Origin of the sequence: Streptomyces bobili (assembly GCF_002154575.1) — a bacterium.
Taxonomy (GTDB): Bacteria; Actinomycetota; Actinomycetes; order Streptomycetales; family Streptomycetaceae; genus Streptomyces; species Streptomyces bobili.
The window spans coordinates 1-14,453 of sequence record NZ_MUBA01000165.1 but is presented as its reverse complement, the minus strand read 5'-3'; the positions used below and the strand labels follow the sequence as shown (position 1 = coordinate 14,453).

Here is a 14,453-nt window from a genome sequence, read left to right as displayed (position 1 = left end):
AGATGTGTATAAGGTACAGGGTCGGCGGGATCCTCGGGGGCGGGGTCGGGTGACGTCATGCGGGCGAGACTACCCGAATAACGTAACCGAGTTAAATTTGTAACCGCGTTTCAGGCTAGTGCCGGGAGCCCCGCCGCCAGTGCCCCGAACGCCCGCTCGGCCGCCGCGACCGCCGTCGGCCGTACGGCGTCCGCCCGTTCCCCCGCCTCGATCCGCCGCCAGTTCTCCTGGGCGAGGATCCGCCGGACGGCGACGATCTGCCCGGCCGCGAGCCGCGCGTCGAGGTCACCGCCCAGGACCTCCGCCAGCGCGGCCTCCGACCGCTCCAGGTAGGCGTGCAGGCGGGCGACGAGGGCGGGGGTGCCGTAGAGGAGGGCGCAGAAGGAGCGGACCGCGGGGTGGTCGTTGACGCCCGTGATCGGGTCGGACGCGGCGACACCGTCGAGGAAGTTCCGGCGCAGGGCGGCCAGCGGAGCGACCCCTTCCGCCCGCCCCGCGGCGACCACCTCGGCCGCCTCCCGCTCATGGTCGGCGAACCGGTGCAGGACGAGATCCTCCTTCGCCGGGAAGTACCGGAACAGCGTCGGCTTGGAGATCTCGGCCGCGGCGGCGACCTCCGCGACCGACACCGCGTCGAAGCCCCGCTCGACGAAGAGCCGGACGGCGATGTCCGACACCTCCTGGTACATCCGCTGCCTCTTGCGCTCGCGCAGCCCGGTCTCGCTCATGGGCCGAGCCTACGACCGGACGGGGCGGCCCTTGACCTCAACTCGGGTTGAGGTCGGAGGCTGTCCATGCGCGTGCATCCGATCCACGGCGAACACGTCCACATCCCACGGGAGTTGTCATGCGAGCGGTACAGGTGAAGGCGTTCGGCGGACCCGAGGTCCTGGAGACGGCCGACCTGCCCGACCCGGTCCCCGGACCCGGCGAGGTCCTGATCGACGTCGACCACGTCGACACGATCTTCGTGGAGACCCAGATCCGCGCGGGCTGGGGCCGCGAGCACTTCGACACCGAGCCGCCGTACGTCCCCGGCGGCGGCGTCTCCGGCACCGTCGCCGCGGTCGGCACGGGGGTGGAGGACGGCTGGCTGGGCCGGCGGGTGACCTCGTTCGTGCGGGGCGGCTACGCCGAGCGGGCGACGGCCGCCGTCACCTCCCTCACCCCGGTCCCCGACGGCCTCGACCTGCGAACGGCCGCGGCCCTGGTGCACGACGGGGTGACCGCGCACGGCGTCCTCGGCATCACCCGCGTACGCGCGGGCGACCGGGTCCTGATCCTGGGCGCGTCGGGCGGGATGGGGACCCTGCTGGTGCAGTCGGCGCGGGCACGCGGCGCCCGGGTCGTCGCCTGCGTGCGCGGTGAGAGCAAGGCCGCGCTGGTGCGGGAGCTGGGCGCGGACGCGGTCGTCGACATCTCGTCCGAGGGGTGGCCCGAGAGGGCCCGGACGGCCCTCGGCGGCTCCGGCGCGGACGTCGTCCTCGACGGGGTCGGGGGCGGGCCCGGCGCCCAGGCCTTCGCGTTGGCCGCCGACGGCGGCCGCTTCTCCGCCCACGGCGCCCCGACCGGCGGCTTCGCCCCGGTCGACCCGCAGGAGGCGAAGCGACGGGACGTCACCCTCTTCGGCATCGCCGACGTGCAGTTCGACGAGGCCGACGTACGGCGGCTGCGGGCGGCGGCCCTGGAGGAGGCCGCGGCAGGGCGGCTGCGGGTGGTGGTGGGCCGGGTCTTCCCGCTGACGGAGGCTGCCGCCGCACACGCCGCGGTCGAGGGACGGCAACTCGTCGGAAAGGTGCTCCTCAAGGCGGGCGCCTGAAGGCGGGCTCCTCAGGCGGGCTCCTGAAGGCGGGCTCCTGAAGGCGTGAGGCTCCGCCGCCGCGGGAGCCGGGAAAGTGGCCCGCTACGCCAGCGCCCGCGCCAGGAACGGGTTCGCGGTCGCCGGCAGGGGCAGGCCCAGGGAGGCGGTCGCGGCGGCGAGGGTCTCGGAGTAGGAGTCGACGGCGCGGCGGACGTTGGGGGCGTCCAGGCCGGCGCCGGTCCGTAGCCGGTCGAGGTCGATGTAGGCCGAGCGGACGATCTCGATCCACCGGTAGACCCGCCAGTCCGCGCGCCAGTCGCGCGTGTACCGGACGGGGAGCCTGGCCTCCCAGCGCGAGAACATGCGCTGCCTGATCTCGGGTCTGGTCGGCGTCAGATGCATGTGCCGGACCAGGTCGTACAGGGGGTCGCCGACGAGGGCCATCTCCCAGTCGATGAGGGTGAGCGCCAGCGCGTCGGAGCGCCGGACGAGGTTCCACGGGTTGAGGTCGCCGTGCAGCAGGGCGGGCTCGCGCCGGCTCAGCCGGTGCCGGGACAGGAGCTCCCGCAGCCGCTCGTCGCCGGGCAGGCCGAGGGTGCGGGCGAGTTGCAGGGACTCCTTCGGCAGGCTGCGCACCAGGCCGACCAGCTGTTCCGTGAGCCATCGGTGGAAGTCGACCTTGTCGGCACCCGGCTCGACCAGGCCGTGGTCCACCGTGGTGAGTTCGCACAGCTGGTCGACGAGGGCGTCCGCCTCGTGCGGGAGCAGTCCGTGCACCGGGTGCCTGGGCGGTCCGACGTAGGTGTGGATCGCGAACGGTTCGTTGGGGTAGCTCTCGCCCAGTGCGAGGACCCGCGGCGCGGCTACCCTCGCCCCGGACCGCTGGATGGCCTCCAGGACGGTGTGCTCGCTCAGATAGCTCGGCTCGCGCCGGGTGACGTTCGGCAGCTTGCGCCGTACGACGACGGGGGCGCCCAGGTTCCCCGCCCAGACCACGGAGTTGAGGTGGGCGGTGCCCTTGAACACGCGGTCGGCCGGGGCCGCACCCTCCGCCAGCAGGGCCTCGCGGACGGCGGTCGCGCGAAAGCCCTCCCGCTCGGGCAGCCGCGGGTCCTGCTGCCAGCCGTAGACCTTGGCGGCCCAGGAGCGACCGCTCACGTCGCCGCGTGAGGCCAGCCACCGGAACAGGGCACCCTCGATCTCGCCGCTGGACGGCAGGCTCCTCAGCCGCAACGGTTCCGCCGCCGCCTCCAGGGCCCGGCCCACCTCCGCGGTCACCTCGTCCAGCCCCTGCTGGGTGAAGGGGCCCTGGACCGCGCGCGCGGCCCGCATGATGTCCGGGTAGACGGACTGCGCCCGTTCGAAGTCGAGGTAGTGCCGCAGGTCCCGGGAGAGCCCGTTGACCGCGGCGGGGCGGTAGCGCCCCATGGCCCGTACCCACGCCTCCACCACCTCGGGCCACTGATGGGACGGGTACCGCATCCGCACCAGGTGGGTGGCGAGTTCGTGCAGCGGATCGCCGTAGGTGGCCAGCTCCCAGTCCACGCAGACGAGCGGCGGGGAACCGTCGTAGGACATGATCAGGTTGTCCCGGTGCAGGTCCGCGTGGAGCAGGCTGTACGGCCGCCGCACCATCGGGGGGATCCGGTCGGCGAGGCCGAGCAGGGCGTCCTCGGGGATGCCCAGCGCCGTGAAGAGGCCGCCGAACCGCTGCCAGTTGGGGCGGCGGATCTGCCGGTCGGCGAGGCGGGCGAGGGTCCTGAGGAAGCCCTGGCTGTCGGTGTGGCTGCTCGGCCAGTCGGCCGGCAGGGGCGGCAGAGCCGACCGGCGCACCTCGGTCATCCGGCACAGCAGTTCGGCCAGTGCCTCTATGAGCAGGGCGTCGACGGGCTTGCCGTTCCCGCAGACGGCGGAGAGCGGGACGCCGTCCACATAGCTGTGGACGGCGAAGCCCGGCCGGCTGACCAGGCACTCGGGAGCATGGGGCAGAACCTCGTGGACCGCGTCGAGGATCGCGGCCTCGTCCCGCCAGGTCCTGATCACCACGGGCAGCGCGTCGGCTCGCGGGATCCGCACGGTCACCGGTGTTCCGGGCTCCCGCCCCAGCAGCGCCGCCACGTCCTGGGTCAGGGGCAGCACATAGTTGCGGTTGTGGTGTCCGCTGGTCGCGGGAGTGGACTCGGCGACCGCCACGAACTTCCGGAACAAGGCGTCCGAGGGGTCACCGGCGGGTCGAACCCCGAGAAGATCCCGGGGAACGAAGGGCTCGACCACTGGCCGCTCCGGTTACTCACGCTCGATCGGATGGGTAAGGCAAACGTTAAGGGCCGCGGGACGCGACGAACGAACGGGAGCGGCGGCGAAGTGGCCGAACGGGTGGTCCAGAGCTTCGTCCACGCCTGCGGATCGCCGTCTCGTCCGGATGGGTGAGAGGGATTTCCCGCGCGGTCCGGGCATGCTAGCGCACGCCCGCCGCCTACTCGGCGATGTGCTCCCACACCGAGTTGAACCAGTCCTGCCAGCTGTCGACGAAGACCGAGCCGGGTGACGCGCGGTTCTCGTCCTTGACGTGGTGGGTGAGGGAGGCCCCGAAGCCCAGCACGTCCAGGGCGGGCACGACCTCCCCGCTTACGAGCCTGATGTCCCGCTCGACCACCTCGTAGGGCGCGAGGAGCGCCTCGGCGCGGTTGAGGAGGTACAGCTTGTGGGAGGGGGCCATCCGGGCCCGCCGCACCTCAAGGCTGACGGACGGCACGAAGTCCTCCAGCTCAAGGCCGCTGAACAGGCCTTCGAGCGAGGTCAGCGACCGTCGCTGGATGGCGTTGAGACGTTCCCTCAGCCGGGGGTCGTCCTTGTCGTCCCTGGCCCGCGGGAACGGCAGGAACAAGTCCTCGGCGGGCAGGATCACGCGCACCGCGACCCGCTCGGGGGCGACCGCTCCGGCCCGGATCCGCTCGACCTGCACACTGAAGTGCGTGTACAGGGACTCGGACGTCAACGTGTAGGTGTCCAGGACGACTTCGGGACGCTCGAAGGCCTTGCCCAGCGCGGGGCCCAGCGTGATCGGGCCGCGTGACTGGCCGGCCACGACCGGCGCCGGTGCCGTCCGCGGAACCATGACGACGCGCGAGCCGCTCCCCTGCCGGGACTCGACCCAGCCCGCGTCCGCCAGTTCCCCCAGCACCCGCTGAACGGTGTTGCGGGAGACCCCGAACTCCTCGGCGAGGTCACGCTGCGCGGGCAGCATGGAGTGCAGCGGATACGTGCCGTTGCTCATGCGGGCGCGCAGCTCTCCGGCGACCCGGTGGAACTCCCTGCCGCCGCCGTCACTGCTCTGCCGTTCACCCACACGGCGAACCTACCGCTCCCCGCCCACCGGCAAACCGGGATGGGTCAACTCGCCGTTCCAATTGGACCGTTGGTTAAGGGATCAGCCCGGCCGGGGAGAACCACCTCACGACAATCAGTCCAATTGGACCGGCAGTTGCATGGTTGCTCGGTTCACCGAGAGTGGCAAGGAGGGGGAGGAACATGCTCGTTCTGTCGGCGATCCAGGAACTTCTCGGTCTCACCGCGGCGGCCCTCGCGCAGGCGAGACTGGGCACGCTGGGCGTGCTGCTGCTGTTCACGGTCGGCGTGGGCATCCGCGCCCGGAACAACGGCCTGGCCGTCGGGGCCGCCGTCGTCCTGGTGATGATGATGACGCAGGCCTGACGGCTCGGGTCTGGTGTGCTGAGGTCTGGCGTGCTCGGGCCGGCGGGCTTCCGACGGGTTCAGGCCTGGCTCCTGACCGCCTCCAGTACCGGCTCCAGCGAGTCCACCACGTTCGTCGCGCCCGCGTCCCTGAGCAGTTCCTCCTTCTCCTTGTTGCGCCCGTAGCCCAGGAAGGGGACACCGGCCCGCTGCGCGGCCAGGCAGTCCGACGGGGTGTCGCCGATCATCAGCGCGGCGGCCGGAGCCGCGCCGACCGCGCGCAGGGCCCTGTTCAGGCAGTCCGGGTCGGGCTTGAGGAGGTGCAGATCGCGGGTGCGGCCGTAGATGTGGGGGACGAAGCAGGAGGTGAGGCCGCGGCTCTTCAGATAGGTGGTCACCACGCGCGGGGAGTTGTTCGTCGTGATGGCCAGACGGCGGTCCACCGCCGCCAGCGTGCGGATCAGCGGATCGGCCCACGCCGTGGGCATCGCCGAGGCGGTGGCCTTCAGTTCCTCCTGGGTGAGACGTTCCTCCAGCTCCGCGACCAGATCACTGCCGGGATGGCGCAGATCCACGGCGCGCAGGACGGCATGGGGGTCGGGAGACTTCCGCTCACCCTCCGTCAGCAGTCCGCGCAGGCCCTGCATCTCCAGCCACTCGACCAGGCCGACGGCCACCCGCTGGGCCGAGTGCCCGGCGAACAGCCGGCAGATCGGCCCGTCGAAGTCCCAGAGGACCACGCGGACGGGCGCGAGCAGTGCGCCCAGTTCCGCCGTCGTGTCGTTCTCGGTCTCGGATGCCACCTGTTCGGTCTGCGTCGTATCAGAGGTCACTAAGAGAGTGTCAGGTCAGAGGTGATGGTTTCCCAGAGGGCGTCGAACCACTTCTGGGATTCGTCCACGAAGATGGCGTCCCGCGCGCCGGTCGCCTTCTCGAAGGAGAACAGGAGCGACTCGGTGCCCAGCACGTCGTACATGTCGAGGATTCCCTCGTCCGTGGACTCCTCCCGCCGCATCACCATGTAGTACGCCATCAGCGCCTCCTGCCCGTTGAGGAGGTACAGCTTCACCGGCGGGGTGAAGGGCAGCGCCCGGAAGGACACGCTCACCTCGATCCCGTGCGAGCGCAGGGTGAGCAGGTTGTGGCGCAGGACGTGCCCCTGGGCGTTGCGCATCGACAGCCAGCGCTCGTGGACCGGGTCGCCGCTGTCGCGGGCGTCGACCTGGACCGGGAAGGCGAGGTTGATGTCGCGGGACGGCAGCAGGATGCGGACGTCGATCTTCTGCGGGCGCAAACTGCCGCCGTGGATCAGCCGGACGGGTTCACTGAGGGCCGGGATGAGGCTCTCGGCGGTGAGGCAGGCCGCGTCGATGCGGACGTGCTGGGCCGAGAAGGCCGCGGTCAGCCGGGAGGCCAGGGCCACCATCGTGGGCTGGGGCTCGTCGTGGGCCGACGTCTGTTCCGCGATGCGCGGCGGGCTGCCCTTGCTCACGTTGGTGAGGAGACCGTCGTCCTGGAGGGCACGCAGGGCCTGGCGCACGGCACCGCGCTCCACGCCGAACTCTTCGGCGAGTTCGGCCTGGGTGGGCAGCCGGTCGCCCGCCTTCAGCTCGCCGGCGCGGATGCGTTCGCGCAGGGTATCGGCGATCTCCTGCGGCGAAGAGCTTCGGCTGCCGTTCACGGCCACGTTCTCCTGGGTCACGACCAAACGCTACAACTTCGATCCATCTGACGGGAGTTATCTGGAAGTTGTTTAGCAGTTGCCACCAAGTGGGGACAACTTAGTTAGAGTTGGTTGCCAACTTGGCAGAGTTGGCGGACGTTCCGCCTCCGCACCTCCCCCGCGCTCACCGCCTCCGAAGGGAGGAACACCATGCCCGCCCTCACCATCCTCGCCGCCGTCCTCGAACAGAGTGTCCAGTGGAAGTACGGCACCGCCGGGACCATCGGCCTGCTCCTGCTCACCGTCGGCATCAGGTCCAGGCGCCCCACCCTCAGCTCCGCGGGCGCCGTGATCCTCGCCCTCCTGGTCACCGGACCCGCCCTCAACTCGTGAGCAGCAGGTCCGAACTGATCGTCTCCCACAGGGCGTCGAACCACAGCAGCGACTGTTCCACGAACGTCGTGTCCCGCGCTCCGGCACCGTGCTCGAAGGCGAACAGCACCGAGCGGGTGCCCTCGGCGTCGTACATCTCCAGCGGCTCGTGGTCTACCTGCTGCTCGTGCCGCTTGACCGTGTAGTAGGCGAACAGCGCTTCCGTCCCGTTGAGGAGGTAGAGCTTGACCGGCGGGGTGAAGGGCAGCGCGCGGAAGCTGACCCGGACATCGATGCCGTGCGTGGCGCGCAGGGTGAGCAGGTTGTGCCGCAGCACCTGTCCCTGCGCGTTGCGGTGGGCGAGCCAGTGCCGTTGCAGCCGTTCGGCCGACGAGCCGTCCACCGCCGCCGGGAACGCCAGGTCGATGTCCCGGGACGGCAGCAGGACCCGGACGTCGATCTTGGCCGGTTTCAGCTCCCCCGCGTGGATCCGCCGCAGCGGCTCACCGATCGCCAGCGTGAGCGACACGGCGGTCAGGCACAGGGCGTCGATCTCGACGTGCGGGGCCGCGAAGGCCTCGTTGATACGGGGGGTCAGCGCCGCCATCGTGGGCTGCGGCGAGGCTCCGGGGCCGGTCAGGAGGGCGCCGGCACCCAGATCCGGGGCGACCGTCGCCGGTGCGCCCTTGGAGACGTTGGTGAGCAGGTGCTCCGACTGGAGGATGCGCAGGGCCTGGCGGACCACCCCGCGCTCGACCCCGAACTCCTGCGCGAGCCTGGCCTGGGTGGGCATGCGCTCGCCCGGCCGCAGCACCCCGGCCCTGATCCGGGTGCGCAGCTCGTCGGCCACGTCACGGGGGGACCGCTGCCGTCGCGGCGACCGCTCCGGCGGTTTCCGCCCCTTGACGGAGGCATGTTCCGGCTCCACGGCCAAACCCTACAACTTCCCGCCATCTTCCGGCAGTTCAAGGAGAGATGGTTATAGGCCGCTTCCAAGCGGACATAAGTACAGTGAAGTTGGCAGCCAACTTCCACAACATGGTCAAACTTTCAGACGGTTGGCCAGTCGAGCTCCCTTCCGGAGGGGAGCCGGGAGCCCGGACGGCCGACACCGACGCACAGCCACAACTTCACAGCGCCGCACAGCCACAACTGAACAGCCGTACCCGCACAGCCACAACTGAACAGCTACGGATGAACAACCGCACAGCAAGCGCGAGGACAAGCAGGACAAGCAGGACAGGCACCAAGGCTGGAGGAGGAAGGAGCGCTCAGAACATGTCCGGGCACCAAGGGCGCCTGGGCGTACGCAGCAGGGCGTCGGCCTCCAGGGCGGCGCCCGCTCGTTCCTCTCCCAGCCGTCCCAGCGCCGCCAGCCGCGGCGCCGACTCGTCACCCAGCCAGAGCGAGGCCAGCGCGGCCACGTCCAGGGTGAGGTCGGCGCTGCGGCCGGTCGGCGTGCAGGACGCCCCGTCCGGGCCGGCCTCCAGCAGGAAACGCCCCCCGGCGAACCCGGCGCGGTCCGTCACCTCCAGCACCAGCGCCCCCGACCCGCCGTAGCTACGCGCCTCCAGGGCCGCCGCGACGTCCAGGATCCGCACCCACAGCCAGTCCGCCTGGGTGGTGATGTTCGCCGCCCGCGGGTCCGGCAGGAAGCCGGGGAGGAGGTCGTCGGGAGAGCGGGCACCCGACTTGACCCGCACCACCCAGTCGATCGAGCAGAGGAAGCGCCACAGGGCGCGTTCCGCGGCCGGCGTCGTGGCGATCAGCCACTCGACCGTCGCCGTGTTCAGCGGCTGCTTGGCGTCGCCCCAGTGGTCGTCCACCTTGTAGGAGACGAGCCCCTGCACCTCGCCGTCCGCCGACCGGTAGGCGGCGTAGAAGGCCTCGCTCCACTCCCCGTACACGCGCAGCACGCCGGTGTCCTGCTCCCACCACACGTCGGTACGGCTGACCGCGCCCGGCTGCGCCCGGCGTACGCGCTCGTGCAGTTCGGGGCCGGTCTTGCGGACCTCCTCCAGAGAGACGAAGTCGATCCGGCCGCCGTCCTCGGGGCCCGGCCAGTGCGGGTCGAGACCGGTGCGGGGCACGTCGATCGTCCACTCGGCGGCGCTGGTCGCCGGGCCGAAGCCGTAGCGGCCGTAGATGCGGTACTCGGCGGCGATGAGGGTGGCCACGACGTCACCACGCTCCTTGGCGGCGGTCAGGTCCTCGTTCATCAGGCGGGTGAGGATGCCGCGGCGGCGGTGGGTGGGCAGGACGGCGACGTTGGAGATGGCGTCGGCAGGGACCGGAGCGCCGCCGACCGCCGTCAGCTCCTGCGGGAAGGAGCGGAAGGTCGCCACGCAGGAGCCGGCGTCGAAGGCGCCGTAGGTGCGCGAGCCGATGTGGGCGGTGCGGCGGGCGGCGAGGTCGGCGTCCGTGACGGTGGGAGGGCGGAGGAAGCCGGTCCTCGCGGTGCGGATCCAGAGGGGGAGTTCCTCGTCGGTGATCCGGCGTACGTCTATGTCGGCGGGTGTGACGGTCATGAGGCCACGGTAGGCGGGGCGGGGCGGGGGACGCGGGGGATTTTTTCGCCCCCGCCGCCCGTCTTCTCCTCGTCCTCGCCCTCTCCTCGCCCTTGTCCTCGCCCTCGCCCTTGTCCTTGTCCTCGCCCTTGTCCTCGTCCTCGCCCTTGTCCTCGTCCCGGACCATCAGACCAGGAGGTCGTCCACCTGGGCCTCGCCGTCCCGGTAGCGACGGGTGATCTCCTTGCCGCACTTGTCCGCCGTGTGCTGGAGGTGCTGGCGACGGCGGGACACCTGGTGTTCGTAGCCGATGAGGCGGGCCATCGCCTCGTGCAGTTCGGGATCGGTGCGGGCGCCCAGGTCGGAGAGTTCGACCTCGGAGAGCATCTCCGACGCCAGGAGCCGGTACTCCTCGCTCTGCGGGGTGCCCAGCGTGACGTGCCGCGCGGAGGAACGGTGCCGGGCCGGGCCGTCCGTGAGGATCTCCGGAAGACGGTCCACCACGGACGCCGCCCCGGCAGGTGAACGCCGGGCCAGTTCCGCGCGCAGGATGTCGATACGGCCCTGGAGCAGCCGTCGTACGTAACTGAGGTCGGCCTCGTCGCGCTGGGCGTCCCGGCGCAGGGTGCGCAGTTCGGGCAGGCTCAGCCGGGCCAGGTCGTGCGCGGGCGGCTCCGTCGGCAGCGGACACGGCGGACTCTCCGTGCGCTGCACGGGCGGACGCTGGGTGGTCAGGCCCAGCTGCCCGGTACTCGGTGTGCTCATGTGCTCTACCGTCCCCTCGACCGGCGTGTGGGAAGCATCGTGCCACCCCAAGTGGCCCCAATGTGACCGAGTGCCCCCGAACGGCCCCAGATGGTGGCTTAAGGATCAAAAAAGAAGCCCCTGCAGGGGGGCGCCGGCCGCACGGCATGATGGGCGCATGCGTGCAGTGGTGCAGAGAGTGGACGGCGCGAGCGTCGTCGTGGACGGCGAGACCGTGGGGTCGATCGAGGGCGAGGGGCTGTGCGTCCTCGTCGGCGTCACCCACGAGGACACCAAGGAGAAGGCCGCCCAACTGGCCCGCAAACTGTGGTCGGTCCGCATGCTCAGCGAGGAGCGGTCGTGCAGCGACATCGACGCCCCGCTCCTCGTCATCAGCCAGTTCACGCTCTACGGCGACGCCCGCAAGGGCCGCCGCCCGACCTGGAACGCCGCCGCCTCCGGCGAGGTGGCCGAACCGCTCGTCGACGAGGTCGTCGCTCAGCTGCGGGGGCTGGGCGCGACCGTGGCGACGGGCCGTTTCGGCGCGCAGATGCGGGTGTCCCTGACGAACGACGGCCCGTTCACCGTACTGATCGAGATGTAGCCGGGGGCGGACGAGCGGCCCTACGGCTCGACCACGACCTCCTGGGCCGCCGCCGTGCTGTCGGCGAGCAGCGGGGCGTCCAGCGGGACGTTCCGCTTCACCAGGGCCAGCGCCACCGGGCCCAGCTCGTGGTGGCGTACGGACGTGGTGATGACGCCGATCTTGCGGCCGTCGGGGCCCTCGTCGGCGCGGCGCAGTTCGGTCCCGGCCGGCGGCAGGTACACCTCGCTGCCGTCGAGATGCAGGAAGACCAGCCGGCGCGGGGGCTTGCCCAGGTTCTGCACGCGGGCGACGGTCTCCTGGCCGCGGTAGCAGCCCTTCTGGAGGTGCACCGCGGTCTCGATCCAGCCCAGCTCGTGCGGGATGGTGCGGTGGTCGGTCTCGAAGCCGAGGCGGGGCCGGTGCTGCTCGACGCGCAGGGCCTCGTAGGCGAGGAGCCCGGCGGCGGGTCCTGACTTCGCGGCGTACGACTCCAGGTCCGCGCGCGGCAGGAACACATCACGCCCGTAGGCCGTCTCGCGGACGACGACGCCCTCGGGGACCTCGGTGATCGAACCGGCGGGCAGATGGACGAGCGCGATGTCTGCCGTCCGGTCGGCGACCTCGACCCGGTAGAAGAACTTCATCGACTCCAGGTAGGCGATCAGCGCCTCCTGGGTGCCGGGCTCGACGTGGGCCCAGACGGTCGTGCCGTCGTCCACCAGATACAGCGCGTGTTCGATATGGCCGGTCGCGGAGAGGATCAGCGCCTCGGTGGCCCGGCCGGTGGGCAGGTCACTGACGTGCTGGGTGAGCAGGAGGTGCAGCCAGCTCAGCCGGTCGTCGCCGGAGACGGTGACGACTCCGCGGTGCGAGAGGTCGACGAAGCCGGTGCCTTCGGCGAGGGCACGCTGCTCGCGGAACAGGTCGCCGTAGTGGGCGGCGACGTCTTCGTCCACACCCTCGGCGGGTACGGCGCCGGGCAGGGACAGCAGAGGGCTCTTCATGTCTCCAAGCCTACGACTCGGTATTTGAATGCTTGAGCGAGCAGTCCTCGCACAGGCCGAAGATCGCGAAGTGCTTCATGTCCGTCCGGAAGCCGAACTCGGCCCGGAGCTTGGCGGTGAACTCGGCGGCCACGCTGATGTCCGCCTCGATCACGTTCGCGCAGTCACGGCAGACCAGGTGGATGTGGTGGTGCCGGTCGGCGAGGTGGTACGTCGGCGCCCCGTGCCCGAGGTGGGCATGGCTGACCAGCCCCAGCTCCTCCAGCAGCTCCAGCGTCCGGTAGACCGTGGAAATGTTGACCCCCGACGCCGTCTTCCTCACTTCCACGAGGATGTCGTCGGGGGTCGCATGCTCAAGGGTGTCCACGGCTTCGAGCACGAGTTGCCGCTGCGGCGTCAGCCGGTAGCCGCGCTGCCTTAGGTCGCTCTTCCAGTCGGTGCCTACCACGGCGTCCAGTCTAGGGCCTCTCATTTGCATCAGGCCGGGCTCGCGGGCCCTGGCACCGCACCCAGATCCGGCCTGATCCAAACGAAAGGCCCTAGTCCGCCGCGCGGATGCCACGCCCCGGGCGACAGCGCCCCCGTCATCAGCAGATCTGCGAGCAGCGCTCGGTACTCACCGGCCGTCCGGGCGATCTCTGGGTGGACGCGCACCTTGTCGTCGAGCGCCGCGAGGGTCGCGCCGATGGACTCCTGTTCCGCGGGCGGGGGGGGACGAGCACGGGCAGCTCGCCCAGCTCAGGGGCACTCACCGAAGGGATCACCGCACTGGCCGACCTCTTGTGGATCCGGTTCTGTGCGAAGCCCGCGCTGAGATACCCGGTCAGATAGGCCGCCAGGGACAGGTCGGGTTCGTGGAGCCGAAGCCTGAGGATCGGTGACCATGGCGCACCGGCCGACGGTACCTGTCCTGATGACGAGAACGTCGCTACATAGAGCGCCGGATCCAGCCGGTGGTCGTGGGCCGCGATCTCCGCGAACCGCACCACCCGGCTGAGTCCCGGCCGCCCGCCGTGTCCGGACTCGCGCCCGACGTGTACGCACGCACCAGCCGGTCCACGTCCTCGTCCGACAACGCGTGCCGTGTCCGGGTGGCCATGCTGCCCAGATCCGATCCGTCCACGAAGAGGAAGAAGGCCCCGCGGTTGTTCGCGAGGCCCTTACCCGCTGCCTGCTCTACTTGAAGAACGCGATCCCGTCGTCGGGCATGTCGTCCGGGAGGGCCTTCGCCCAGCGTTCGACGTCCTCCGGGGTGACGACCTTCTTCAGGTGGGCCGACATGTAGGGGCGCAGCTCGACCTCGGGGGTCTGCTTCTCCCCGACCCACATCAGGTCGCTGTTGACGTAGCCGTACAGACGCTTGCCGCCCGTGTACGGACCGGAGGCGGCCGTGCGGGCCACCGCGTCCGTGACCACGTCGATCTGCGGCTTCTTGTGGGCCAGCTCGCCGTACCAGATCTCGACGACGCCGTCGTCGCGGACCATCGTCACCTCGACCTTGCGGTCGGCGTCGATCCGCCAGAAGCCGTACTCGGACTCCAGGGGGCGGACCTTGTTGCCGTCCTGGTCCAGCACCCAGGTGTGGGAGCGGTACTCCAGGAAGTCCCGGCCGTCGTGCGTGAAGGTGGTCTCCTGCCCGAAGTTGCACTTCTCGGAGCCGGGGAAGTCGTGCACGCCCGCGCCCGCCCAGCTACCCAGCAGGAAGGCGAGGGGGACGAGGTCCTTATGCAGGTCGGACGGGATCTCGATCATCGGTGGCACTTTCTGGACGTGGGTCAGCGCTGGCCCTGGTACAGCTTCTTCACGGTCAGCCCGGCGAAGGCGAGGACGCCCACGCAGACCAGGACCAGCAGGATTTCGAAGAAGAGTTCCACGGGTGCTCCTCGGATGAGCGTGCTTCGAGGTACGTACGCCTCGGGATACGTACAACAGGGCCGGGCCCCAGCTTACGCGGCCGGGGACCGGCCCTCTTTGCGAGGTGCGCCTCGCGGGCGTCAGCCCAGCAGCTGGCTCTGCAACGTCACCGTCTGCTGGAAGGGGACGGCGAGGGCGGCGCCCTCGCCGTCCCCTTCCAGCAGACGGT

Annotated in this window: 15 protein-coding genes; 4 read left to right on the top strand and 11 right to left on the bottom strand. The window is 70.7% G+C overall.

Annotated features, from left to right (window positions below):
- Positions 1-110 precede the first annotated feature (110 nt).
- A complete protein-coding gene (locus BZL64_RS14270) occupies positions 111-728 on the bottom strand; it encodes a TetR family transcriptional regulator (protein WP_086769556.1) in 618 nt (205 codons plus the stop codon).
- Between the two features lie 119 nt (positions 729-847).
- On the opposite strand from BZL64_RS14270, the gene BZL64_RS14265 reads away from it, so the two are divergent.
- Positions 848-1,819: a zinc-binding dehydrogenase gene (locus BZL64_RS14265; RefSeq protein ID WP_086769555.1), complete on the top strand. Its 972-nt coding sequence runs from the start codon at positions 848-850 to the stop codon at positions 1,817-1,819.
- Positions 1,820-1,903: 84 nt separating this feature from the next.
- Here the strand turns inward: BZL64_RS14265 and BZL64_RS14260 are convergent, their stop codons facing one another.
- Both BZL64_RS14260 and BZL64_RS14255 read right to left on the bottom strand, forming a co-directional pair.
- A complete protein-coding gene (locus BZL64_RS14260) occupies positions 1,904-4,009 on the bottom strand; it encodes an aminoglycoside phosphotransferase family protein (protein ID WP_208639438.1) in 2,106 nt (701 codons plus the stop codon).
- Positions 4,010-4,277: 268 nt separating this feature from the next.
- Entirely contained in the window at positions 4,278-5,150 is an 873-nt protein-coding gene (locus BZL64_RS14255; RefSeq protein ID WP_086769553.1) for a winged helix-turn-helix domain-containing protein, read from the bottom strand.
- 182 nt (positions 5,151-5,332) lie between these two features.
- Here BZL64_RS14255 and BZL64_RS14250 point away from each other — a divergent pair, with 182 nt between their 5' ends.
- Positions 5,333-5,515: a hypothetical protein gene (locus BZL64_RS14250; RefSeq protein WP_086769552.1), complete on the top strand. Its 183-nt coding sequence runs from the start codon at positions 5,333-5,335 to the stop codon at positions 5,513-5,515.
- Positions 5,516-5,574: 59 nt separating this feature from the next.
- Here the strand turns inward: BZL64_RS14250 and BZL64_RS14245 are convergent, their stop codons facing one another.
- Both BZL64_RS14245 and BZL64_RS14240 read right to left on the bottom strand, forming a co-directional pair.
- Positions 5,575-6,297, bottom strand: coding sequence for an HAD family hydrolase (locus tag BZL64_RS14245; protein WP_086769557.1), 723 nt, complete (start codon positions 6,295-6,297; stop codon positions 5,575-5,577).
- A 29-nt stretch (positions 6,298-6,326) separates the two neighbouring features.
- Complete coding sequence (locus BZL64_RS14240) at positions 6,327-7,202, bottom strand: GntR family transcriptional regulator (protein WP_086769551.1); 876 nt, start codon at positions 7,200-7,202, stop codon at positions 6,327-6,329.
- A 165-nt stretch (positions 7,203-7,367) separates the two neighbouring features.
- Here BZL64_RS14240 and BZL64_RS14235 point away from each other — a divergent pair, with 165 nt between their 5' ends.
- Positions 7,368-7,550 (top strand): hypothetical protein, encoded by a 183-nt coding sequence (locus BZL64_RS14235; protein ID WP_086769550.1) that lies wholly within the window; start codon positions 7,368-7,370, stop codon positions 7,548-7,550.
- Here BZL64_RS14235 and BZL64_RS14230 read toward each other — a convergent pair.
- From BZL64_RS14230 to BZL64_RS14215, 3 genes are all read right to left on the bottom strand, one after another.
- A complete protein-coding gene (locus BZL64_RS14230) occupies positions 7,540-8,463 on the bottom strand; it encodes a GntR family transcriptional regulator (RefSeq protein ID WP_086769549.1) in 924 nt (307 codons plus the stop codon). The two genes, BZL64_RS14235 and BZL64_RS14230, sit on opposite strands and share 11 nt — an antisense overlap.
- A gap of 337 nt (positions 8,464-8,800) precedes the next feature.
- Complete coding sequence (locus BZL64_RS14225) at positions 8,801-10,057, bottom strand: GNAT family N-acetyltransferase (protein ID WP_086769548.1); 1,257 nt, start codon at positions 10,055-10,057, stop codon at positions 8,801-8,803.
- Positions 10,058-10,222: 165 nt separating this feature from the next.
- Positions 10,223-10,801, bottom strand: coding sequence for an RsiG family protein (locus BZL64_RS14215; protein ID WP_086769547.1), 579 nt, complete (start codon positions 10,799-10,801; stop codon positions 10,223-10,225).
- Between the two features lie 157 nt (positions 10,802-10,958).
- Between BZL64_RS14215 and dtd the strand changes: the two genes are divergently transcribed.
- Complete coding sequence (gene dtd, locus BZL64_RS14210; RefSeq protein ID WP_086769546.1) at positions 10,959-11,384, top strand: D-aminoacyl-tRNA deacylase; 426 nt, start codon at positions 10,959-10,961, stop codon at positions 11,382-11,384.
- 20 nt (positions 11,385-11,404) lie between these two features.
- On the opposite strand, the gene ygfZ is transcribed toward dtd, so the two are convergent.
- The 3 genes from ygfZ to BZL64_RS14195 all read right to left on the bottom strand — a co-directional run bounded on the left by ygfZ (position 11,405) and on the right by BZL64_RS14195 (position 14,122).
- On the bottom strand, positions 11,405-12,370 hold the full coding sequence (gene ygfZ / locus BZL64_RS14205) for a CAF17-like 4Fe-4S cluster assembly/insertion protein YgfZ (RefSeq protein ID WP_086769545.1): 966 nt from the start codon (positions 12,368-12,370) through the stop codon (positions 11,405-11,407).
- Positions 12,371-12,380: 10 nt separating this feature from the next.
- Positions 12,381-12,818, bottom strand: a complete 438-nt coding sequence (locus BZL64_RS14200; RefSeq protein ID WP_086769544.1) for a Fur family transcriptional regulator — start codon at positions 12,816-12,818, stop codon at positions 12,381-12,383.
- A 728-nt stretch (positions 12,819-13,546) separates the two neighbouring features.
- A complete protein-coding gene (locus BZL64_RS14195; protein ID WP_086769543.1) occupies positions 13,547-14,122 on the bottom strand; it encodes a heme-binding beta-barrel domain-containing protein in 576 nt (191 codons plus the stop codon).
- Between the last annotated feature and the right edge of the window lie 331 nt (positions 14,123-14,453).